Annotated in this window: 20 protein-coding genes and 3 tRNA genes; 9 read left to right on the top strand and 14 right to left on the bottom strand. The window is 58.4% G+C overall.

What is annotated here, in order from left to right; genetic code table 11:
- Positions 1-152 precede the first annotated feature (152 nt).
- Together K3727_13760 and K3727_13765 are read left to right on the top strand one after the other, a co-directional pair.
- Positions 153-767 carry a class I SAM-dependent methyltransferase gene (locus K3727_13760; GenBank protein ID UWQ89869.1) on the top strand — a complete coding sequence of 205 codons (615 nt, stop codon included), beginning with the start codon at positions 153-155 and terminating at the stop codon, positions 765-767.
- Positions 768-855: 88 nt separating this feature from the next.
- The gene (locus tag K3727_13765) at positions 856-2,250 is read left to right on the top strand and encodes a M20/M25/M40 family metallo-hydrolase (GenBank protein ID UWQ93381.1); all 1,395 of its coding nucleotides are present in this window, start codon (positions 856-858) and stop codon (positions 2,248-2,250) included.
- Positions 2,251-2,880: 630 nt separating this feature from the next.
- Here the strand turns inward: K3727_13765 and K3727_13770 are convergent.
- A complete protein-coding gene (locus K3727_13770) occupies positions 2,881-3,753 on the bottom strand; it encodes a glycosyltransferase family 2 protein (protein ID UWQ89870.1) in 873 nt (290 codons plus the stop codon).
- 81 nt (positions 3,754-3,834) lie between these two features.
- Here K3727_13770 and K3727_13775 point away from each other — a divergent pair, with 81 nt between their 5' ends.
- A complete protein-coding gene (locus K3727_13775) occupies positions 3,835-4,596 on the top strand; it encodes a hypothetical protein (GenBank protein UWQ89871.1) in 762 nt (253 codons plus the stop codon).
- A 136-nt stretch (positions 4,597-4,732) separates the two neighbouring features.
- On the opposite strand, the gene K3727_13780 is transcribed toward K3727_13775, so the two are convergent.
- Positions 4,733-4,809 (bottom strand) — tRNA-Asp (locus K3727_13780).
- Between the two features lie 81 nt (positions 4,810-4,890).
- Positions 4,891-4,967 (bottom strand) — tRNA-Asp (locus K3727_13785).
- Positions 4,968-5,538: 571 nt separating this feature from the next.
- Between K3727_13785 and K3727_13790 the strand changes: the two genes are divergently transcribed.
- Complete coding sequence (locus tag K3727_13790) at positions 5,539-7,389, top strand: tetratricopeptide repeat protein (GenBank protein ID UWQ89872.1); 1,851 nt, start codon at positions 5,539-5,541, stop codon at positions 7,387-7,389.
- Between the two features lie 108 nt (positions 7,390-7,497).
- Here the strand turns inward: K3727_13790 and K3727_13795 are convergent, their stop codons facing one another.
- From K3727_13795 to K3727_13825, 7 genes are all read right to left on the bottom strand, one after another.
- Positions 7,498-7,644, bottom strand: a complete 147-nt coding sequence (locus tag K3727_13795; GenBank protein ID UWQ89873.1) for a hypothetical protein — start codon at positions 7,642-7,644, stop codon at positions 7,498-7,500.
- Between the two features lie 624 nt (positions 7,645-8,268).
- Positions 8,269-10,071, bottom strand: coding sequence for a BspA family leucine-rich repeat surface protein (locus K3727_13800; protein UWQ89874.1), 1,803 nt, complete (start codon positions 10,069-10,071; stop codon positions 8,269-8,271).
- A gap of 547 nt (positions 10,072-10,618) precedes the next feature.
- Positions 10,619-10,694, bottom strand: a tRNA-Val gene (locus K3727_13805).
- Positions 10,695-10,918: 224 nt separating this feature from the next.
- On the bottom strand, positions 10,919-11,491 hold the full coding sequence (locus K3727_13810) for a histidine phosphatase family protein (GenBank protein ID UWQ89875.1): 573 nt from the start codon (positions 11,489-11,491) through the stop codon (positions 10,919-10,921).
- Between the two features lie 144 nt (positions 11,492-11,635).
- Positions 11,636-12,484: an MBL fold metallo-hydrolase gene (locus K3727_13815; GenBank protein ID UWQ89876.1), complete on the bottom strand. Its 849-nt coding sequence runs from the start codon at positions 12,482-12,484 to the stop codon at positions 11,636-11,638.
- Positions 12,481-13,923: a sulfatase-like hydrolase/transferase gene (locus K3727_13820; GenBank protein ID UWQ89877.1), complete on the bottom strand. Its 1,443-nt coding sequence runs from the start codon at positions 13,921-13,923 to the stop codon at positions 12,481-12,483. Before K3727_13820 ends, K3727_13815 begins: the two co-directional genes overlap by 4 nt.
- Positions 13,920-14,396, bottom strand: coding sequence for a MarR family transcriptional regulator (locus tag K3727_13825; protein UWQ89878.1), 477 nt, complete (start codon positions 14,394-14,396; stop codon positions 13,920-13,922). The genes K3727_13820 and K3727_13825 overlap by 4 nt, the downstream gene beginning before the upstream one ends.
- Before the next feature lie 222 nt (positions 14,397-14,618).
- Between K3727_13825 and K3727_13830 the strand changes: the two genes are divergently transcribed.
- The 4 genes from K3727_13830 to K3727_13845 all read left to right on the top strand — a co-directional run bounded on the left by K3727_13830 (position 14,619) and on the right by K3727_13845 (position 18,097).
- Positions 14,619-15,470, top strand: a complete 852-nt coding sequence (locus tag K3727_13830) for a tripartite tricarboxylate transporter substrate-binding protein (protein UWQ93382.1) — start codon at positions 14,619-14,621, stop codon at positions 15,468-15,470.
- 73 nt (positions 15,471-15,543) lie between these two features.
- Positions 15,544-16,113, top strand: coding sequence for a hypothetical protein (locus K3727_13835; GenBank protein UWQ89879.1), 570 nt, complete (start codon positions 15,544-15,546; stop codon positions 16,111-16,113).
- Positions 16,110-17,702, top strand: coding sequence for a tripartite tricarboxylate transporter permease (locus K3727_13840; protein UWQ89880.1), 1,593 nt, complete (start codon positions 16,110-16,112; stop codon positions 17,700-17,702). Before K3727_13835 ends, K3727_13840 begins: the two co-directional genes overlap by 4 nt.
- A gap of 131 nt (positions 17,703-17,833) precedes the next feature.
- Entirely contained in the window at positions 17,834-18,097 is a 264-nt protein-coding gene (locus K3727_13845; GenBank protein ID UWQ89881.1) for a phosphosulfolactate synthase, read from the top strand.
- Positions 18,098-18,100: 3 nt separating this feature from the next.
- Here K3727_13845 and arsB read toward each other — a convergent pair whose 3' ends face one another.
- Positions 18,101-19,150: an ACR3 family arsenite efflux transporter gene (gene arsB / locus K3727_13850; protein UWQ89882.1), complete on the bottom strand. Its 1,050-nt coding sequence runs from the start codon at positions 19,148-19,150 to the stop codon at positions 18,101-18,103.
- Positions 19,151-19,341: 191 nt separating this feature from the next.
- On the opposite strand from arsB, the gene K3727_13855 reads away from it, so the two are divergent.
- A complete protein-coding gene (locus tag K3727_13855; protein ID UWQ89883.1) occupies positions 19,342-19,677 on the top strand; it encodes a metalloregulator ArsR/SmtB family transcription factor in 336 nt (111 codons plus the stop codon).
- A 38-nt stretch (positions 19,678-19,715) separates the two neighbouring features.
- On the opposite strand, the gene K3727_13860 is transcribed toward K3727_13855, so the two are convergent.
- From K3727_13860 to K3727_13870, 3 genes are all read right to left on the bottom strand, one after another.
- Positions 19,716-20,633: a DMT family transporter gene (locus tag K3727_13860; protein UWQ89884.1), complete on the bottom strand. Its 918-nt coding sequence runs from the start codon at positions 20,631-20,633 to the stop codon at positions 19,716-19,718.
- 224 nt (positions 20,634-20,857) lie between these two features.
- Positions 20,858-22,369 (bottom strand): tripartite tricarboxylate transporter permease, encoded by a 1,512-nt coding sequence (locus tag K3727_13865; protein UWQ89885.1) that lies wholly within the window; start codon positions 22,367-22,369, stop codon positions 20,858-20,860.
- Between the two features lies 1 nt (position 22,370).
- Positions 22,371-22,853, bottom strand: coding sequence for a tripartite tricarboxylate transporter TctB family protein (locus K3727_13870; GenBank protein ID UWQ89886.1), 483 nt, complete (start codon positions 22,851-22,853; stop codon positions 22,371-22,373).
- Positions 22,854-22,918 lie beyond the last annotated feature (65 nt).

The following is a 22,918-nucleotide window of genomic DNA, read 5'->3' on the forward strand; positions in this document are numbered from 1 at the left end:
AAAACGGCACAGATCATCACGTTTTGGCATCCATGTTTCTGATAAAGGTCGATCCGGGCGCAATGTAGCATCACTTTGATAACGCCTCTCGCCGCTGTTTTGTGGTCCGCTGACAGTGGTCTGAGAGTCGGAAACATTGTAACAGTCGCCATATGACCCAGGCCACACTGACCGATTTCGACACCCTCTCCTATTACCAGGCTGCCGCGCCGGTATACCGGGGGAGCGGCCCAGAGGGTACCAACCGATTTTTGAAAGACTTTCTTGATCATCTGCCGCGCGGTGCCCGGATTCTGGATCTGGGGTGTGGTGGCGGACATGACAGCGGTGAAATGATCCGTCGCGGGTTTGATGTCACCGCCTGTGATGGATCCACCACCATTGCCCGCCAGGCCGAAAGCCGGATCGGACAGACTGTACAGGTGCTGCGGTTTCAGGATCTCGCATTTGACCAGACATTTGATGCAATCTGGGCCAGCGCCAGCCTGCTGCATGTCCCCCGCCCTGCGCTGACTCAGATTCTGGCCCGTGTGCATCGCGCCCTGCGTCCGGGGGGATGGCATCTGGCAACCTACAAGGCCCAAGGCACAGAGGGTCGTGATTCCGCGGGGCGCTATTTCAATCATCTAACCGTGGATGACGCCCACCATCGCTATCAGACCGCCGCCGCATGGCAGGATCTGTCCGTTACCTCCTATTCAGGTGGCGGATACGAAAACGCCACATCAGGACCCTGGATCTGTGTCCGGGCCCGCGCCGCCGGTTAGCACCGCATCGGGCACAAAAGCAGTTTCCCCCCGGCGCAATGCACACTAGGCTCCGCGCCAAAGATGACCCTCGACAAAGGAACAGATGATGTCGCTTGATGACGTTCTCGCCCGAATTGACACCGAACTGCCCGCCGCGATGGAGCGGTTGATGGATCTGCTGCGAATCCAGTCGATTTCCACCGACCCCGCGTTCAAATCCGATTGTGATAAAGCCGCCGATTGGCTGGTGTCTGACCTGAACAGCATGGGGATCACGGCCGAAAAACGCCCCACGCCCGGTCACCCCATGGTGGTTGGCCATGTGGGCCAGGATCTGGGCGATGATGTGCCCCACGTTCTGTTTTATGGCCATTATGACGTCCAGCCCGTCGACCCGCTGAACCTGTGGAACACCCCACCGTTCGAGCCTCAGATCGAAGATACCCCCAATGGACAGGTAATCCGCGGCCGCGGCGCGTCTGATGACAAGGGACAGCTGATGACCTTTGTCGAAGCCTGCCGCGCCTGGAAAGAGGTCCACGGATCCCTGCCCTGCCGCATCACCTTCTTCTTTGAGGGCGAAGAGGAATCCGGCTCGCCCTCGCTGATCCCCTTCATGCAGGACAACGCGGACGAGCTGAAGGCCGATCTGGCGCTGATTTGTGACACTTCGATGGTGTCGCGCGGGGTGCCGTCGATTGCCTCGCAGCTGCGCGGCATGCTCAAGGATGAATTCACCATCACCGGCCCCCGGATCGACCTGCATTCCGGCCATTACGGTGGTCCCGGCCTGAACCCGCTGCGGGAAATGTCGAAAGTCATCGCCTCTTTCCATGACGAAGACACCGGCGCGGTCACAGTGGATGGCTTCTACGAAGGCGTGCACGAAGTCTCCGCCGAACAGCTGCGCCAGTGGCAGAATTGCGGCTTTGACGAAGCTGAATATTTGAACTCGGTTGGATACAGCCAACCCCACGGGGAAAAGGCCTATTCGACCCTGGAACAGCAATGGGCCCGCCCAACGCTGGAGATCAACGGATTGTGGGGCGGCTACAACGGGGCCGGGTCCAAGACCGTGATCCCGTCTGAGGCCCACTGCAAGATCACCTGCCGTTTGGTGGGTGACATGGATCCCGACGCGCTACGCGACAAGATCCGCGCCCATGTGCAACAGCGCCTGTCCCCTGACGCCACCGTCACTTGGGACAATGACCTCGAAGGCTCGCCCGCACCGGTGATGAACATCGCACGCCCTGAATTCGAAGCCGCCCGCGGCGCGCTGTCGGACGAATGGGACCGCGAGGCCGTGTTTACCGGCATGGGCGGGTCAATCCCAATTGCCGGGTTCTTCAAATCTGTGCTGGACATGGATGCGATGCTGGTCGGTTATGCCAATGACGATGACGCGATTCACTCCCCAAATGAAAAATATGACGTGAAGAGCTTTCACAAAGGCATCCGCTCCTGGGCGCGCATCCTCGATGCCCTGACCCGCACCTGAACACCCCAAGGAGCGCCCGCTCAACCCTGAAACGCTCCCCCGGAGCGTTTCCTGGACGGGTCTCACTCCACAAAGGCATCCGCTCCTGGGCACGCATCCTCGATGCCCTGAGCCGCACCTGAACACCCCAAGGAGCGCACGCTCTTTGGGCGCTGCCCGCCGGTCACGCCCAGACCACAGACCAAACACAGGATCCTTTGCCGGCCAACTGTTGTCTACAAGGTCCATACAGATGGTCACGCTCACCTAACCGAAGCGGTAAACCCTGGGAAAATCATCCGATGCATCGGCCCTGAGGCTCTTGTCAGGGTTCGGCCCCGCCCCCGCTTGGCTCTCGGGTCAAAAGGCACCCGGTACGCGCTGCCGCGCCTGGCAGATCTCCCTCGTCCCATCCCAATGGCACCGATTTGATGGGCCTGCCCCTCGTCGACATCCCCCGGACCACAGGGAACGCCTGCTCCACGTGTCGGTGCGCGCTGCTTCTTTCTGGTCCGAAATACCTCGGGGTTTGGGGCAGAGCCCCAATGTCCAGGAGCGGCAGAGCCCCAATAGCAAGAAAGTTTGCGGTGAGACCCCGATGCGACGGGCGCGAACACAGCCGTTAATCCAGCCCTCCGCCCAACCGGGCGGTCAAAGCAACCCGGAGAATCGCTCAGGCAGCAAATATTGCGTGTGATACTCAGGGCGATCGAACTCGAAAAAACCGGTTTCCCCCCGCGCCCGGAATGTGCGGCGCATCTTGCGACGCAGCGGTTCCAGATTGAACTCCTCCTGCATCTCCAACCCCTCAAAGGCTTCAAAAACCGCACGGTCTTCACCGCGTGCTTCAGCAAACCAGTGACGCCCGATCGCAGCTTCCTTGATTGTGGCTCCAGTGGCTGCCGACACATGGTTGCGGCGATCCATGGTCGCGGCGTAATTGCCCAGATCACAGTATTTCAGATGAAACAGAAACAGCTCATCCGGCGCGTGCAGTTTGCCGTATTGGGTGAAATGCCCACCCCGGGCAATCTTGGTCCCGGTCGAGATAATGCAGGGCTTGGAATAATGTGGGGCCGGTCGCACATGACGCCGTGGCCCTAGGATAGGTCCGGCGATCGTCTCGTGTTCCATGTCAATCCGGTGGATCACTTCCAACCCCAGCGGCGTCAGAACCCTGTTGGCCGGGACCGTTTCCAACCATTGCCGCAGATCCATACCCGTCGCCGGATCCACCACGACCAGTTCGTCCACATCGCCGACGATGACATGGTTGTAATAACACCGCAGCGCCATGACGAAATTGTTCAGCATCCGCCATCGTTTCATGTCGAAACTCTTGTGCGGGTCTCCGGGGATGCCAATGATGTTGCAGCCCTGGGCAAGATCGGCGACCTCGGTGCCACGCCCGTGGTTGACCACATAACAGTTTTCGCGCCCCAGCATCTCGCCATAGTGGCGCAACCAAGCCTCGAGAAAGAACGCATCGTCCCGCACCATCGTCAATGCAGCAACTGTTTGCATGATCTGCCCTGCCCTCGCCTTTTTCTTTGCTCCATTCTTAGCGAACATATGCCGACAAGAGAATCATAAAATCGAGCGCCCATGCCCCCTTTTGATGCCCTTCCCACAGATTTTGCCGAAACCGGCATCGCAATCCACCTGAAACCGGCAACCACCTTAACCCGGTTTCAAGTTATCGGAGAGCGGGCCTCGGGTACCAACCTGACCAACCGGCTTTTGGGGCGAAATTCCCCGATGAAATCATCGGATGTCCTGGGCTGGAAACACGGGTTTCCCCATGCAATGGCGATCCCGGATGATCTTGTGGTTGTCGGTCTGGTCCGCGACGCGACATCCTGGGTTCGGTCATTGCACGCCAAACCCTGGCATTCGACTCCCGACATTCAGAGGCTAACCTTTTCCGAGTTTCTGCGCACGCCCTGGCACAGCGAGATCGACCGCGAGGATTACTTCAAAAACTCAGGCCCTTTGGGTGTTGTCGGACAGACGTTGCAACATGATCGCCATCCGCTTACCGGCCGCCCTTTTGAAACGGTTTTCGATATGCGCACAGCCAAGCTTCAGGCGCTGCTGAGCTATTTCGAACGCAACTGCAATTTCATCCTGATCCGGGCCGAAGTCGTGCAAGCCGATCCAATGGCTGCGACCCATGCGCTCCTGGATGCGTTGTCCTTTGCTCGTCCCGACATGTTTCGAGGCGTTCACCGGCGCGTCGGCTCAAAATTCAAAAGCCGCGTCGGTCCGCGCCCCCCCACGCCCGAAATCTTGAGCCAGCCGGATCTCGAATTCCTCAGGGCACGATTGGATTGCGCTCTGGAACGCCGTCTTGGCTATGACTACTGAAAGCCCCGGAGACGCGCCATCCGTCCCGATCCCCGCCCTGTCAGAACGCAACCGCAGACTGCGGCAGGTGGGAAGGGTGCCACCAGCTATCCTCACGTCGAAACGCTGAATAAGATATTGATTGTTTTGAGAAAAGTGGCGCGGTTGACGGGGCTCGAACCCGCGACCCCCGGCGTGACAGGCCGGTACTCTAACCAACTGAGCTACAACCGCGCATGACCTTTTCGGCCTATGTTGCCCATCCGGGCCGGACCCATTTTCCATTTCTGGACCCCGGGTCGGGGCTGACAGCAGTGGCGCGGTTGACGGGGCTCGAACCCGCGACCCCCGGCGTGACAGGCCGGTACTCTAACCAACTGAGCTACAACCGCCCGCTGTCTGTTCAGCGTGTCTTGCTGAACGTTTGGGTGTATTATGGCCCAGCCCCGATATCGTCAAGCAGTGTTTCGCGTTTTTCTGCTGTTTGGTGGGAATTATTTTTGGTTTCCCAACTAACCCCTTGTGAGACAAGGCTTCGTCACGATCCTTCACCCGTCGGCGCATTCCCGGCGCTGCCCGCCCGACACCGGCAAGCCAGCGGACAGGCACGCCAATGTGCGATCCGCCACGCATTGGCAGATTTGCGCCCCCATCTATCACGGTTACCGGAAATCTGCCTGCTGATTTCGCGCTCCAATATGCCCTGGAAAGTCGGAACAGACGCATGCCTTCGTCGCCGCAAGAACGTTTCGGACCACTTCCCTCATTTCCGAGGGGCCCGAGAACACGAAACAACAGCAGATCTGAAGTCACAGCCAAAAATGTGAAGCTGAAAGAACACCGGGCATAGTTTTCGCCCGCCCCTGGACGGCGCTGGCATCACCGACGGACGTTACCATGAATAATCGTGCAATCTGAGCTCGTTTCGGCAATTGTTCTTTATGACTGCTCGGGAGACCCGTCTTGACTGAGAATAGAGTAGAACGTCGACTTGCCGCGATTCTCGCCGCCGACGTGGTGGGCTATTCCTCATTGATCGAGAATGATGAAACTGGCACCCGTGCGCTTTTGAACGCGGCATTCGACGAGATCATCGCCCCGGCCCTTGAACGCCATCGCGGGCGATTGTTCAAGACGATGGGTGATGGGTATTTGGCCGAATTTGCCTCCGTCGTCGAAGCTGTCGAATGCGCAGCCGCCATCCAAAAGAACCTTGCTGACCACAGCACGCTGACCTTGCGGATCGGGATAAACCTGGGTGACGTCATCGTCGAAGGCGATGATCTCCATGGAGATGGCATAAATGTTGCAGCGCGGATCGAGGCATTGGCGGACCCCGGTGGCATCGCGATCTCGCGGTCGGCGCGCGATCAGATCCGGGACAAGTTGAACGTGACTCTGCATGACCTTGGCGAAATCCGGGTCAAGAATATCGCCCGCCCAGTGCGTGTGTTCAATGTGGTCGACCCGAGTATACCTTCTGAAGCGACGCCGACGTCACGGCCCCAAACGTTCGTTTGGAAATTTGGTGCGGCGGGCGTGGCTCTGCTGGTGCTGGCATTTGTTGGCATGCTGTCCTGGGACCGTTTGCGTCCCCAGGACGTGGAAGCCGCATCTCTTGCGAGGATGCAACTGGCGTTGCCAGACAAGCCCTCCGTCGCGGTGCTCCCGTTCAAGACACAGTCCGGCACCCAGGAAGAAGCACTGCTGGCAAGGGCCGTGGGCGAAGATCTCACGCGCAGCCTGGCGCGAGTCGATGGCCTGTTCGTCATTGCGAGCAGTTCGACGGAACGATACCGCGACCAGAGGGTGAGCCCCGCAAAGGTGGCAGAAGAGCTGGGCGTGGCTCATATCGTGCGAGGCACATTGCGGCGGTCTGGCGAACAAGTCCGCGTCGACACCGAGCTGATCGAAACACTGTCAGGACGCATAATTTGGAGCGACCGTATCGAACGTGCGTCCAAGGACGTGTTTGAATTGCAGGACTCGCTTGTCACCCATCTCGCGCAGCAGTTTTCCGAAGATTTGGAGCGCGTGCAGGACCGGCATCGCTTCACAGAGAACCCAGAGGCCTTTCTGCTGTGGGCGCGTGCGGACGAGGCAAGCTGGGTGAATACTCCCATCTCCTACCAGCGCGCGCGCGCACTGGCGCAAGAGGCGTTGGCGCTGGATCCCGAATTCGTGAGAGCCACGGCGTTGCTCGGATTTGTCGAAACCCAGACCGGCTATTTCCGGGTTGCGAACGATCCCAGACTTGCGCTTGAAAATGGTCTTGAAATTGCACGAGAGGTCGTGCGTCTCGAACCGGATGACTGGTATTCGCGTCAGGTTCTTGCACAATCGCTTCTGAATTTGCGCGACTACGAAGGCGCGCTTGACGAGTTCAGGCGTGCAATGGAGCTCGAACCCGCCCATCCGAATCTGCTGACCCGATCAGCATTGGCGCTGATCTTTCTTGGCCGCGGGTCTGAGGCCGAGGAATTGCTGCGCCTTTCGGTTCGGTTGAACCCATTTCACAATTGGCTCGCCGACCAGTTGCTGGGTCAGGCAATCTATCTTCAGGGTCGATATGGCGAAGCACTGGAACATCTTGAGACTGCGCGCTCAAAGAACCCGCGCTTTATTGGAAATCTGTGGTGGCGCGCTGCTGCTTATGGACAACTTGGCGACGACACCAAAGCAAGTCAGACGGTCAAAGCCATCATAGAACGTATGCCCAATGCGAGCATTTCCACAAGCTTCATCCAGATCACTGATCCTATTGGTCAGACACGTTTTAAAGAGGGGCTGCGCGCGGCTGGGCTTCCTGAGTAATCCATGCGTCAGGCTGCCTGCGGTCTCTTCATACCCAAATCCGGTGCCCGGTGGCTCCCGGCCCGCAACAGGGTCTCCCCAACACGCAGGCATTCACACGATCATTGCTCAGCGGCCACCCTGCCCCATCACCGCATTACGATTTGCCTTGTGAGTCTGATAGTCTTGGTAGGCTTGAGTGCCGGGCTCCGGCACACAAGCTGTAAGGCCCAAGGTGGCCCCAATCAGGATCAGGCATTGAATACGTGCCAGCATGTGTTCGTCCTTTGAAAACTGCGCTCAACACAAAGAATAGACCGATTCACCCCAGAGTCACTGAGTAGCCAGGAGGCTGGCTTGAACTCGGATCTGCCTCGGCTGCAACGACATCCAGACGGACATCCAGACGGTGCCATGGGCGATCATTGCACGAGGCGCTGATGCGGTGCCCCCGATCCGCCACAACGGCCGCGCCCGGCAAACAGACTGTGCAGCTGCCGTCGCGCGGAACAAAACCCTGCGGGCACCCCGACCCCTGGGTCGGGCGCTGTGGAAAAATCGGCGCTCTACCATGCTCCAAGCAGGGCCGTGATCAAGGCCGTCACCCGAACTCAAACGCGAAACGGCCAACTCACGCCAAGGAGCGCTTTGCGCAACAGCCTTGTTATCAGATCCGACAAAGAACAGGCCATCTCCGGGCGCGCCATAAATGGCATCGCTGGAGTTTGCTCCGCTGGGTGTGCCATTCCTATTTGTGTTGCTGATGCTCATGAATTCACACGATCGTTTTCGGCATGTGATTCATTACACGACCCTCGATATTACCTTGGTGAGTTTTTATCAAAACGATACATGCTGCATATTCGAGGGAAGTCTAGGTTATGAATTGTGATTACGATTTTATGCGAGAAGATCGAACGCTTCACCGCTAATTTGAATATTAATTTCGGATTGATCTTCACCATCGACCAGCGCCCAAATGATTTGTCCCGTCGGTTTGTAGATCACAAATCCCTCCCTGATTGTATCTTCGCCGGAACGGTCCCCTGATGCATTCGACGCATGGGCAAAATTGACCTGGAAATCGTCCGCCATCACGAGACCACCGCCCCAGAGCAGAACATCGCCATCTACAGCCGTGTAATCCTGTATCCAATCCGACCCGTGGCCCGCGATGCCAGCGTGGAAAAACCGGTCCGCGCCCCAGCCACCATTCAGCCGGTCATGACCAAATCCGCCGTTGATGAAATCCGCGCCTGAACTGCCGAAAATCTCGTCGCTCAGCGCCGAGCCGGTCAGCACATCATGGCCCTCGCCGCCAATCAGCGTATCGGCACCAAATCCGCCCAGCAGAGTGTCGTTACCCGCCTCGCCGCGCAGCTCGTCATTGCCATAGCCGCCATCGGCATAGTCATTGCCATATCCGGCCAGAATGCGGTCAGCCAAATCACCCTCGGACGGGCTGTCCATCAAACCGCCGTAGATAACATCGTCGCCTTCGCCGCCAATCAGCGCATCAAGGCCTAGCCCACCGACCAGCGTGTCGCCACCGGCATCGCCCGACAGCCTGTCAGCAAAGGCGCTGCCGGTGATGTAGTCGTCACCTTCAAGCCCATCTAAGCGATTGCCAGCAGTACCCGCGGTGTCGTCCAGAACGTCGTCGCCGATGGTGCCGAACAGGTAATAGCGGACATCCAGGATCGTCCAATTATATTCGGTGACCAAGATGTTAACGACATGTTGATCCGAGTAAAAAAGGCCCTCCGCCCAAAGCGGAACACCAATCGGAATGCGGGTTTCGCCGGGATCAAGACGTGCCCAACCCGCCAGCGTGGCGTCGAAATTCTCCGTGCTCATGCCCGAACCGGAGAACATACCAACGGCGAATTGCAATGAGGAGATGTCCCAGGCGCTCAGGTCCTGGTCAAAGGACGCGGCACCATAGAACATGTGACCGAAGGTCGTGACATTGCTGGTCTCCCAGGAACTCAGATCCTGGTTGAAGGATGACGCACCATAAAACATGCTGGACATTCCATTGGCACTGCTGGTGTCCCAGTTACTCAGATCCTGGTTGAAGGACGACACATCATCAAACATGCCTCCAAAACTGGTGACATTGCCGGTATTCCAATTTCCAATGTTTTGGTCAAATGCAAGTGCCCCGGAAAACATATGCGACATGTCCGTCACATTTCCGGTATCCCACCCGCCAATATCCTGATTGAACGCAAGGGCGTCATAGAACATCCAGCTCATGTGTGTCACTTTTCCGGTGTCCCACGCCCCGATATCCTGATTGAACGCGGCGGCATCATAGAACATCACGCTCATATCCGTGACATTTACGGTATTCCAATCCCCGATATCCTGATTGAACACAGCGGCGTTTCTGAACATCTGGTACATATTGGTGACGCTGCCGGTGTCCCACCCGCCAATGTCCTGATTGAAAACGGTCGCGTTTCTGAACATGTCGCTCATGTCTGTGACGTTCTGGGTGTTCCAGCTGCCAATGTTCAGGTTCATCGGGTTAGAAAACCCAAAATAGGCACCAAACATCGCTGACATATCGGTGACTGTGCTGGTGTCCCAATCCACAACTTCGACCGGGACCCGACCATTGTTGCTTATGTCACCAAGCTGGCCATGTTCATCGACAAAGAAGTAAAAACTCAAATCAATGTTGGGGGCGGGTATCATATCAAATTCTTTCGCTTACTTGGGCGCAATAAGCGCGATATAATAAGAGGTTTCGTCCTATGAACGCAACGGAACACCTTTTTCAGAACGCACTCCGTTGGTCTTGCCTATTATTCGACGCACTACACCCAAATCAGCATCAATAAAACCCTATACGTGCGTCATACTTTTTATAATACAACCTTAATGTGGAACTTGCAGAGCAGCTCGTTTCGGCAAGCTATGTGTCCTCTTGCGGGAGCCCACCTCCTGGGCAGAGTTGTCTTCAGAAGCGACCTCGGCGAAGGACTGGCATCCGCCGCTCTGCGTTAACCGATCCTGCCTTCTTTGGACTGAAAGCGCCTTTTAATCACGTCAAACATGGGCTTTGCGTCACCAACGGTTATCCACGCTTCTCCCCAGACGACCAGCGCACGGCCGCCGATGCTGTCGACGTCCCGCAGATTCGAGCTGTAAGGAAAGGGAACACTTAGGATCACGGAACCAGGGGACACTTCAAAACATCGCATCTCTTATTTCAAAAGCGAACTATTTTCAAAGAGATGGATGGTGGGTGATGAGAGGCTCGAACTCCCGACATCTTCGGTGTAAACGAAGCGCTCTACCAACTGAGCTAATCACCCGCGCTGGTGGATTTAGCCAAAGCTGAGCCCACGCGCAAGAGGCTTGTTGAGCATTTTTTCCTTCTGAATGATTTTTTTTTCCGATCCACACGACTGGGTTCAAAGATCAAAGCGCCGGTGGCGTTGTATGCGATCACATCGCCATAGGGTCTGTTTGACGGCGACCGCGCACCACCCGGGCCGCGACCAATATTGGACGGAACTGAGACCCACGGCCGAAACCGTCAGCGCAAAACGGTTTCGGTTCCGTTTTCCAGCAGATAGACACAGCCCTGTTCATTCGGCAAAACAGCCATGTCCCTGCGTTCCAACCCCAGAACGAGGCCACGAATGACCTGCCCCAGCAACCCATGTGCAACCACCACCGATGGTCCGCGAAGGTGCGTCATGAAATCACTGATACGGGCAAGAAAACTGGCATACCCTTCACCATCCGGTGCCTCACAGAATAGATCCAGCGAGTTTGGATTGGCGGCAATGATCCCCGGCCATCGGGAATCGGCCTCGGGCCGTGTCAGCCCCTGAAGTGCCCCGGCATAGGCTTCGGCCAACCGTTGATCGGTCGTGAAATTGCGCCCGCCCAGGGCGATCTGTGCGGTTTGCTGGGCACGCCCCAACGGAGACACAAAACAGGCGGGATTGGCGGCGAGCACAGGAGCCATGATCCGGGCCTGAGCCTGGGCCTGCTCTTTGCCCAACGCCGTCAGGTCAGATTCCAACTGCCCCTGAATGCGCCCTTGGGCGTTCCAATGGGTTTCACCGTGCCGCAGCAGCCAGATTTTCGGAAAGCCAACCATGCTCTAACCACCCTCGTTTTGGTCGGCTCACCCTGTCGCGAAGTCTGGCCAATGTCCAGCCGCAAACCCCCCGGTGTCCAGCCCGGAATGCCCCGTGCCGATGTCTCGATTCAGCGACGGCATCCGGCATGTCGAAACCGGCAATCAGATCGCGTACACCTCCAGATCCTCGACGATCCCCGCGGGGCCTTTGAAATGCTCGGCCAGCTCGGCGTTGGCGCTGGCATGCCCCTCTGCACTGTCCATGTGGATCCGGAAATGGGTGATCAGCAAACGCTTTACCCGCGCCGCCTGCGCCGCCTTTGCAATATCCGCAGGGGTGGGCGAAAACTCGGCAATGGCGGGATGAACGCTGTCGATGGACAGCCGATAACACCAATGGATCAACAGGTCGGCATCGCGCTGCAACGCCGACAGTTTCGGACAGATCCCGGCATCCCCGGAATAGACGAATTTCTTGCCCCCAGATGCGACCGAAAAGGCCATGCAATCAAACGCGGGCTGCGCGTGGGGCACCTCACAGCTGTTGAGCACCCAGCCGTCCCCTTCAACGGTAAACCCCGGCTTGACCTCGGTGACATCCGGCGCGGGCCAGGCGCGCGGCAGTGATCCGCCACGGGCAACCCAGACCTGTTGGCTGGGGGCCAGTTCGGTGCGCGCAATCAGATCCGGCGACAGCACCCCGTCGCGGCCAAACAGAAGTTCGGTCTGACGGGCAATCGGTGCGGGCCCCCACACCTTGAGCGGTGGGGCTCCTTCGTCCCATGCCGCATGCACCAGACGGGCATAATCCATCATGTGATCCGTGTGCAGGTGGGTAAAGAACAGATGCGTGATGTTGCTGGGCAACCGCCCCGAGCGCACCAGGTTGTCAAACACCCCGCCTCCGCAATCAAACAGGATTTTGTCGTCACCGATTTCCAGCAGATAGCCGGTCGAGGCACGTCGCGCATATGCTTCGGGCGAACCCGATCCGAGGATGGTCAATTTCATGAGTCAGTTTCCAATACTGGGGGCGGTGTCGCACCAGGAGCGCCAAGCGCCAGCGCAGCCTCTCGTCCACCATGTCGCGTGATAAGATCGGCCTGATCGGCAAAGGCCTGGGCGTCGGTCTGGTCCGGATCACAAATGGCCCGCAGGGCCTGTTCCATCATCGCCACAACAGGCGCATGACCCGGATCAGCCGCCAGATCAGTGGTCTCTTCGGGGTCGGTTTCCAGATCGAACAGTTCAGGCGCGAAGCCGATGTAATGATGGTATTTCCAACGCCCCTGTCGCAGCATGAACGCGCCAGACACCGCGCCTGCAGCGTGGTATTCCGAAAAAATCGGCCGGTCAGGATCGGGAGGTTCGGCAATGACATCGGCCAGGGAACGCAGCCCTGTAGTTCCGTCTATGTCCGCCCCGAAATGTGTGCCGATCGTATGTGACAGATCGACCAGGCTGACCGGCGTGTCACAGATGCCCCGGGGCACATCCGGACCTGCCAGGATCAATGGAACTTCTACGCTTTCGCGATAAAGATTGGATTTGCCCCACAATCCACGCGCACCCAGATTGTCTCCATGGTCCGAGGTATAAGCAATCGTTGTATTGTCCCCGTATCCGGCCGCGCCCAGCGCCGCCAGGATTTCCCCGACATTGTGATCCAGCCAGGAACATAATCCCAAATAGCTGGCGATCGCCACCTTGCGCTCGTCTTCGCTGGTGAATTTGGCCTCGCTGTCCATAAAGGCGTTCTGCTTTTCCACCCAGGGGTGGCGCTGGTGCCCGTCGCGCGGGTGCAGCTTGGACGGAGGCACCCTGTCCAGCGCATAGAGATCATAGAATTCCTGTGGCACGACCAGCGGAAAATGGGGGGCCACCAACCCGACGTACAGACACCACGGCCGATCATCGCCGCTGGCCGCCCGATCCTGAAACCACTGTCGTGTGCGGGCCGTCACCGCGGCGTCATACTCGGTGTATTTGCTTTGACCCGGGCCAATGTATTCGCCCAGCATGCGACCCTTGCCCATGATGCGCTCGTCTTCCTTGCGGATCGAGGCCCAGACCATACCGACGCCGTCGGCCACCATCATCGGAAGGTGTTCGACATCAAATCCGGCCGGATCCTCGGCGCTGCGGTAATGCAGCTTGCCGATGCTTTCGACCGGTACCCCCTGCCGTTGCAGCGCATGTCCCCACCCCGGAATCGCCCCGTCATAGGGCATGGCATTGTCCCACAGTCGCGTCTGATGCACATAGCGGCCCGTGGCAAAGCTGGCCCGCGCAGGCACACAGATCGGAGATGGGGTATAGGCATTGGTGAACCGGGTGCCCCGGCCAGCCAAGGCATCCAGATGCGGCGTCTGCACAAGCGGATGTCCGGCACAGCCCAACGCACGGGCCTGATGTTCGTCGGACATGAGGATCAACAGGTTCGATGTCATATGTCGTTCTCCAGGTCCTCAACTGCCGAATCCAGCTTGGCCAGAGCGTCAAACAGCGCCCCGCGTTCATCATCGGTCAATGAATTCAACAACCGCGCCTGACGATGGCGCATGTGTGGGCGGGCCTGTTGAAAGACCTCGAACCCTTTGGCGGTGAATTCCAGCACATGGGCACGCTGATCCGATTCGCTGGGTTCGCTGGTTAGCAGGCCTTCGGCCACCATGCTTTTGATCGTGCGGCTCAGCTGGGATTTATCCAGGTCTGTCCGACGCACGATCTCGGCAGGTGTAATCCGGCCTTCGACCTCCAGCATGACAAACACCCGCCACTGCATCAGCGAGATTCCCGATGTTTTCTTAAGCAGCTGAGCGGCTTGCGCGCTCAACCGAGCATGGGTGCGCGAGATGCGAAAGGTCACCATCTCCTGCAAGGGGATGTCCAGTACGGCGTTGTCCAACTCATCCTGTGTCACGGTTCACACTCCCTTTGGCTGACTTCAATGTGACGGGATAAAGTGGATAGGTCAACTTTTTTGTTGACTGGTCAACTAAATTCGTCGCAGGCTTGATAAACCGTCGCGTTCAGGGAGGACGACATGAAACGCATGATCAAATCAGGGATTGCCGCGCTCAGTGTGGCTGTGATGGCAACCGGTGCCTGGGCGGCTGACTGGACCCCACCCGGCCCCATCAAACTGATGATCGGGTTCAGGGCCGGCGGTGGCGCTGACACCCAGGCCCGGCTGATCGCAGAAGAGCTGGAAGCCAGATTGGGGTGGAAATTCATCCCCGAACAGGTCACCGGCAAGGGCGGTCTGAACCTGGCCAACACGCTAAAGAATGCGCCAAACGACGGCACTGCGATCGGGCTGGCTGTGACCGAAACCTTTGGCTACAACATGGCCGCTGCCAATGCGGGCATGACGCCGGATGATTTCACCGGCCTGACCACCACCGCCGGATTCCAGATGGGCGTGGTGGCCCAAACCGCCAAAGGCTGGACATCCTTTGACGAGATGGTGGCTGCCGCCAAGGGCGGCCAGGACATCCGCTTTGGCGTGATGAGCCCCAAGCTGGCGGATCTGGCCTATTTGCTGGGCAAGGCACAGGGCGTCGACTTCAACATCGTCAGCGTCAAGGGCGGCAAAGGTGTGATGAATGGCGTCAACGCTGGGGATTTGGACGTCGGCTTCATGGCAGGCATCCAGGCCAAGGGCGTCGACTCCGGGGATCTGGTGAACCTGGCCTCGGCCATGACGACCCCGTTGACCCAATCACCTGACGCCCCCACATTTGCTGATCTTGGGGTCGGTTTTGCCGCCGACGGCCATTTTGTCTTTGTCGGCCCTGCAGGTATGCCAGATGACGCCCGCAGCGCCATTTCCCAGGCGATTGCCGATGTGGTGTCCGATGATACCACAAAGGCGGGCGGACTGATCAAAAAGGTCTTTGGCGGGGCCGCCACAATTACAGGTGACGACCTGACCGCCCTGCTGGCCAAGGATTTTTCAGAAGCTGAGGCCTTGATGGACGCAGCTTCTGACTGAACACTCCCCCCCCTGGCCGGGGTCTCATCCCAGATGGTGAAACCCCGGTCTCCTTTGGCCTGTGTCGGGAGTCATGATGATACGCGCACCCAAAAGCAATCTGATCCTCGGGCTGGTCATGGTGATATTTGCCGCGATCCTGTTGAGCCTGTGGATCCCGCTGGACACCCAGACAGGGCTGGTTGAAAAGATCCGCCGTCAGGTGGTGATCGGTGACGCGCTTGCCCCCACGGTTGCGGCGCTGTTCCTGTTGATCGGCGGCGGGCTGCTGGTTGTTGTTGATCGCACGGCTGACGGCCAGCCCAAACCGTCCCTGCGTGGATTGGGGTTCACGGCGTCATTGATCGCTGTGATCTGTATCAGCCTGGTGGTGATGCGCCACGCCGGACCTCTGAGTGTGTGGCTCATCAATACCCTGCACGGCGATACCCTGGAATATCGCCTGCTGCGCGACAGCGCGCCCTGGAAATACATCGGGTATCTGCTGGGCGGAACCCTGATGATTTCCGGCATGATTGCCCTGGTCGAAGGGCGCATTCGCATCCGCGCCGTTCTGGTGGCGTTGCTCGCCGTTCTGATCATGATCGCGCTCTATGATCTGCCATTCAAAGACCTGCTGTTGCCTCCGAATGGGGACGTATGATGGGAACGCTTGACTACATCTGGATGGGTGTTCTGGCCGTCTTTCAGGGACCCGAGCTGTTTTCGCTCTTTGGCCTGCCGGTTTCGGCGACATTGCTCATGATCCTGGCCGGGTTTCTGGTGGGGATTGCCGTCGGTGCCACACCCGGCCTTGCCGGTCCCATCGCGATGGCAATCGCCTTGCCGATTCTGATTTCCGTGTTCGGATATACCCCGGATGCCCTGTTGCCGGTCATGGGCTTTTTGATCGGCGTGATGAAAGGGGCAACCATTGGCGGAGCGGTGCCGGCGATCTTGTTCAACACACCCGGCACCCCGGATGCCTTCATGACCACGCTGGATGGCTATCCCATGACAAAACGCGGCAAAGCCCAAAAGGCGCTGCGGGTGGCTCATTTTTCCTCGGCTTCCGGAGATACGTTTTCAGATATCGTGCTGTTTGTCTGCGCCCCCTTTCTGGCGATCATGGTCGAGGCCTATCTGGATCTTCCGGAAAAAACTGCGCTGCTGATCCTGTCGCTCAGCTTTATCGCGGCCGTGATTGGGGGATCCGCTGCCAAGGGGCTCATTTCGACCGGGCTGGGGCTGCTTGCGGCCTATGTCGGCACCGGGGAGGATTTTTATCCCCGCTTGTCCCTGGACAGCCCGATGTTGGCCCAGGGATTTCCGATCACCACCGCCGTTCTGGGCGTTCTGATCATCGGCGCGGTGCTGAAAGAGCTCGAAGACCTGTGGCGCACAAAACAGGCACGCGGCACCATCGCCCCACATCGCGATACGGGCGACCAGCGGCTGCATTGGGCCGACATCCGGCGGCTCCTTCCGGTTATCGGCCGGTCGGCGCTGATTGGAACCTGCATCGGTGCCCTGCCCGGCATCGGTTCGACGCTGGCGGCAACGTTGGGATATTCTGTGGGCCGGTCGCACTATGCGCGCACCAAACGCCCTGACGCGCCGGAATTCGGCAAAGGCGCAGCCGAAGGCATTGCCGCGACCGAGGCCGCCAATTCTTCGGTTTCGGGTGCCAACCTGATCCCGGTGCTCAGCCTCGGTATCCCTGGCAATGCAGCCGCCGTGTTCCTGATCCTCGCTGCTGAAAGCATCGGTGGTTTCAATCCCGGCCCGTCCGTTTTCCGCTTTACCGCCGACGCGGTGAACCCCGAACTGGTCATCGCCTTTGGCCTGTTCACTGCAATGATGATTGCCAATGTGCTGAACTGGACCATTGGTGGGCTGTTCATGCGATCCATGGGGATCATGATCCACATCCCAAAGCACATTCTTCTGCCCTGTGTGCTATTGCTGACCCTGACCGCCATCTACGTTCAGGAAACCCGGATGGAGGTGATCTGGTTCGCGCTGGGGTTCGGGGTTCTGGGATACCTGATGCGCGTGGTCGCGATTTCACCGCTGCCCTTTGTCATCGCCTTCATTCTGGGGGGCAAGCTGGAAGAAACCACCCGTCAGGCCTTTGCCGCCACGGGCAGCGACCCCTGGTTTCTGATCAATCGCCCCGTGGCCGCAGCATTCATCCTGCTTTCGGTTCTCGTCATTCTTTACTCTGCCCGCAAACCGAAAGCAAAATCATGACCGTTGCCTTTGCCGATATCGCCGTTCCCACCCGCGACGCCAGGCTCCGCACAAAGGGTCCCACCATGATGATCGCCTGAGGCATTCCGCTGGCCCAGAAACGCGATACCCTCCAGGCTCAGGGACATCTGGTGGACAAGGCCAAGATCAATGCCGCCTTCCCTGCCGAATCTTTGATCTATGAATTGCCGGTTGATATCCGGCCCGGGTTCACCGCATCGATGAAACACAAGATGGCTTTGCAGATGATCGCGACGCTTGGCACCCATGTGAATCTGGCCAATGTGGAACACCACGAAGTCTATCTGTTGGAATGCCTGCGGTGCGGCATCGGCGGAGACACCAACCACCCGCATGGCGCGCTCCGCATGGCGATGGCTTCAGCAGCCGGTTGACCCTCAGCCCGGCGCGGCAAATCTGGCGCGCGTCCGGTTGGCAAAGGCCACCAGTGACAGCATCACCGGAACTTCGACCAGAACGCCGACCACAGTGGCCAGCGCCGCGCCGGAATGCAGGCCGAACAGGCTGATCGCCACCGCGACGGCCAGCTCAAAGAAGTTCGAGGTCCCGATCATGGCACAGGGCGCGGCGATCTTGTGAGGCACCTTCAGCACATACGCCGCCCCATAGGCCACAGCAAAGATGCCGTAGCTCTGGATCAGGATCGGCACAGCAATCAGCACGATCACCAGCGGTCGGGACAGGATCACCTCGCCTTGCAGGCCAAACAGAATGACAACGGTGGCAATCAATCCGATGACCGACCAGGGTTTGACCCGCGTGGTAAAGGCGTCGATGGCCTCGGGAGATCCTAGAATACGCCGGGTGAGCAATCCGGCCAGCAACGGCAGAACCACATAGAGCACTGTGGCCAGAACCAGGGTTTCCCAGGGCACCGAAATCTCGGTCACGCCCAGCAGAAAGGCAACGATCGGAGCAAAGGCCACCACCATGATCAGGTCGTTCACGGACACCTGCACCAACGTATAGGTCGCGTCCCCTCGGGTCAGCTGTGACCAGACAAACACCATCGCTGTACAGGGCGCTGCGCCCAGCAAAATCAGACCGGCAGTATATTGCGCCGCGTCCTCAGGCGCGATCCAGGGCGCAAACACATAGTCAAAGAATAGTACGGCCAGCAAAGCCATGGTAAACGGCTTGATCAGCCAGTTGACCGTCAATGTCACCAGCAGCCCCCTGGGCTGGCGCGCGACACCCGCCACTGCGCCAAAATCGACGCCCACCATCATCGGATAGACCATGGCCCAAATCAGAACGGCGACCACCAGGTTGATCGAGGCGACTTCGGCGGCGGCCACCGCGTTGACCAACCCGGGTGCAAAGACACCAATTGCCACGCCCGCAATCATGGCCAGCGCCACCCAGATCGTCAGGTAGCGTTCGAAAAAGCCGATGGCGTTTTCAGGCGACGTCGAGAGGTCAGACATGGTGTTGGTCCCTTTTGGCTGTACGCCCAGTGATAGTGCTCCGTTGTGGTGTCCCCTGTCCGACCGACCGGTACCACCGATCAGTCGGTGACAATCCAGACTTCCACACTTCGGCAATTACCGAATTGAATGCGACATACGAGAGCGCGGCAACGCTTGTCAAGATTCGTTAATTCGGCTAGCACCGAAATATGAACCAGGACACAGCCATCGATATCTTTGCCGCCCTCGCCCAGCCATCCCGATTGGCGATCTACCGCATGCTGGTCAATGTGGGGCCCCAAGGGTTGACCGCCACAGCAATTTCCAAACGCCAAGAGATCGTGCCCTCGACCCTGTCCGGTCATCTGGCGGTTCTGAAACGCGCCGGGTTGTTGTCCGCCACCCGACAGTCACGCGAAATTCACTATGCCGCGAACCTGGCAACGATGAATGCATTGGTGTCTTTCATGTTGTCGGACTGTTGTGGCGGACAGGTCGAAAACTGTTCAGAGATCTTGACCCTGTTGGATCATCAGCCCGGATAGGCCCGCACGCCCCGGACGCGGAGATCAGGGCACAGGGATCAGGGCGCGGTGATCGGCGGCGGCTTGCGCCGTTTGCCCGAAATCGCATTGCCGACGATCGCCAGCAACAGAATTGCCCCCCCGATCAATGTATTGACTGTGGCGATCTCCCCCAGAAACAGCCAAACCCAAAGCGGTCCCAACAGAACTTCGGCCAGGGACAGCAGAGTCAGCTCTGCCGCCGGCAGGCTGCGCGATCCCAACGTATACAGGATCAGACCGGCTCCAACTTGAAACACGCCCATTCCCATTGCGATACTGCCGTCCCGGATCGACAGGGCCACGGGCAATCCCAAGGCCACGCAGATTGCCAATGTGATCGCGATGGCAAAGATCCCCGACAGGAATACTGACGGCAACATTTCTCCGGACTTTCCCCACCGCAGGGCCACCGTGAACACCGCGAACCCCAACGCCGATCCCAATGCCGCAAGGCTGCCCTTTATGGCCACCGCGCCGGATTGATCACCTACCATAATGGCAATGCCGATCAGCGCCACGGTTATTGCCCCCCAGGTCGCCAGCCGCACGGGTTCGCGCAACACCATCCACCCCAGCACCGCAGCCAGGAACGGAGCCGTGGCAAACAACAGCATGGCATTGGCAACTGACGTGACCTGAATCGCGTAGATCCCACCGGAATACGCGGCGACCAATGACAGTCCGGCAATCACCGACGGAAACCCGGCACGACGCAATTGGACAAAAGCGCTCTCGCCAGATCGGAGACGGATCACGATGTACAGGAACACGCTCAGGCTGATCGAACGATACAACAGAATCTGCCAGACCACCGCGTCATCTATCAGCCGAATGCCCAGGCCCACCGTCGACCACAGCACACCCGCAGCAAAGACAAACAGCACCCCATGGCCGCGCCCCTGCAAGGGGGTCGATCCTTGGATTATCTCGGTCATCAGGCCATCCGTTCGCAAAGGTTCAGCGGTCAGCCTAAGAGACTAAAAACGTCATGCTCTCCTGTTCACGACATCGCTGTCGCACCAACACGGGCACCAGAACTACCCGACCCGTCCGGCTCAGGGCGCGGGAGGGCACGGCACTGCCCCAGTCAGGCTGGGGAGCGCGGAGCGCAGAGTTTGACGCACGCGCCGAAATTGCCTCTGAATGACGTGGATGATGCTCAGTCGCCTTCGGCCACGCCTTCGGCGCGGGCTTTCGCACGTCTGGCGCGATAGCTTGGCAAGACGATCAGAAGTGCTGCAACAACCAGAAGCGCCAGCGTCATCGGCCGCTCCCAGATAAAGCCAATACCGTCATACAGCTGCATGGACCGGGAAAAGTTATCTTCCATCATGCCGCCCAGAATAAAGCCGATCAACAATGGTGCGAGCGGGTAGTCGGCAAATTTCAGCGCGGTGGCGCAGATACCAAAGCCCACCAGCAGCAAAAGCTCGGTTGCGTTGTTCTGACCGATATAGGCCCCCATCAGTGTGAAAAACAGAATGAATGGGATCAGATAAGTGCGAGGAACCGAGAGCACTTTGGCGATATAGGGAATGAGCGGCAAGTTGAGGATCAACAGCACAAGGTTGCCGATAAACATCGACATGATGACCGCCCAAAAAATCTGGGGGTTGTCAATCATCAGGCGTGGGCCGGGGGTGACGTTGAGCGCGATCAGCGCCCCCAACAGAATAGCCGTGGTCCCAGAGCCCGGAATGCCCAATGTCAGCAGCGGAACAAAAGAGCCGGTGCAGGCCGCATTATTGGCGGTTTCCGGTGCAGCAAGGCCTTTGATCGACCCTTTGCCAAATTCGTCCTGTTCATGTTTTGGTGCGATATTTCGTTCAACCGCATAGCCCAGAAAGCTGGCAATCGTTGCACCGGCTCCCGGCAGGACACCGATGAAAAACCCCTGAAGAGATTGTCGCCCGATCACGGGAGCAATGGCTTTTGCTTCCGCGCCGGTGATGCGCAAATCTGTGATCTCCCCATCATCGCCCTGCAGGTTTTTGGGCTTCAGCACAAGAAACAGGGCCTCGGGCAGAGCAAACATGGCCATGGCCAGGGTGATAAAGCCAAAGCCGGATTGCAGATCCATGATGCCCATGGTGAAACGTGGCAAATTGAACAGAGCACCTTCGCCCACCGTGGCCATGATCAGGCCCAGAAGGGTCATGATCATCGCCTTGGCCACCTGTCCGGTGCCGGCAAAGGCCGCGATGGCCGAGAGCCCGACAACCATCAGCGCAAAATACTCAGCCGAATGAAAGAGGAGCGCCACAGACGACAGTGCCGGCGCAAATACCATCAACAAAAGCGCCCCGATCGAGCCCCCTGCAAAACTGGAAATGGCAGCAATCGTCAGCGCTTTGCCCGCCTTGCCCTGCTGAGCCATGGGGTAACCGTCAAAACTCGACGCCACGGTGCCCGCGACGCCGGGCGCATTGAGCAGGATAGACGAGGTCGAACCGCCAAAAATTGCACCGTAATAGACCCCTGCAAGCAGGATCAGAGCGGCCGCAGGATCCCCCATCGAGATGGCGACAGGGATCATGATCGCAATAATCGACATCGGCCCCAGACCGGGCAACATACCGATGAACGTGCCGATCAGACAGCCGCCGATCACCATCAGCAGGTTTTGAAACGAAAGCGCCGTTTGCAGGCCAATAAGCAATCCTTCAAGCATGTCAGCCTCCGATAAAGCCCGGCAACGGGCGCATGTAGATGCCCAACACTTCCTGTACCAGGTACCAGACGCCAAACGTGGCACTCACGGCCACGGGCACCATGATGTGCCATTTGCGCTCACCCAAGGTGAGCGAGCCAAGTATGAGAAAGGCCGAGGTGGAAAAGAGAAAGCCCAAGGGGCGCAGGCACAGCGCATAGGCCACCATGAGAGCAAGGAGCAACAGCGCCTGACCAAGATGATATTCATGCAAGCGCCGGTAATCGATCTCGGCGTCCTTGGGCGCAGCTTTCTCGATACCCAAAAGGATGATCAACGTTGCGAATATGCCGAGAACGGACAGAACTTTCGGGAAGGTGCTGGGCCAGATCGGATTGCGCCGCATGAAGGGGGCAAGATTGCCATCCATCGTGAACCAGGCAGCATAGCCATAGGCCAGACATATACCCAGCAACACGAGCGCGACCCAACGATCCAAAGCCATAATTTTCCCTCCCGGAAACGTCTTCAAGTGCAGCAAAGCGTTGGCTGCTTTGCTGCATGATTTGA

This window comes from Rhodobacteraceae bacterium M382 (assembly GCA_025141015.1).
Classification (GTDB): domain Bacteria; phylum Pseudomonadota; class Alphaproteobacteria; order Rhodobacterales; family Rhodobacteraceae; genus Aliisedimentitalea; species Aliisedimentitalea scapharcae.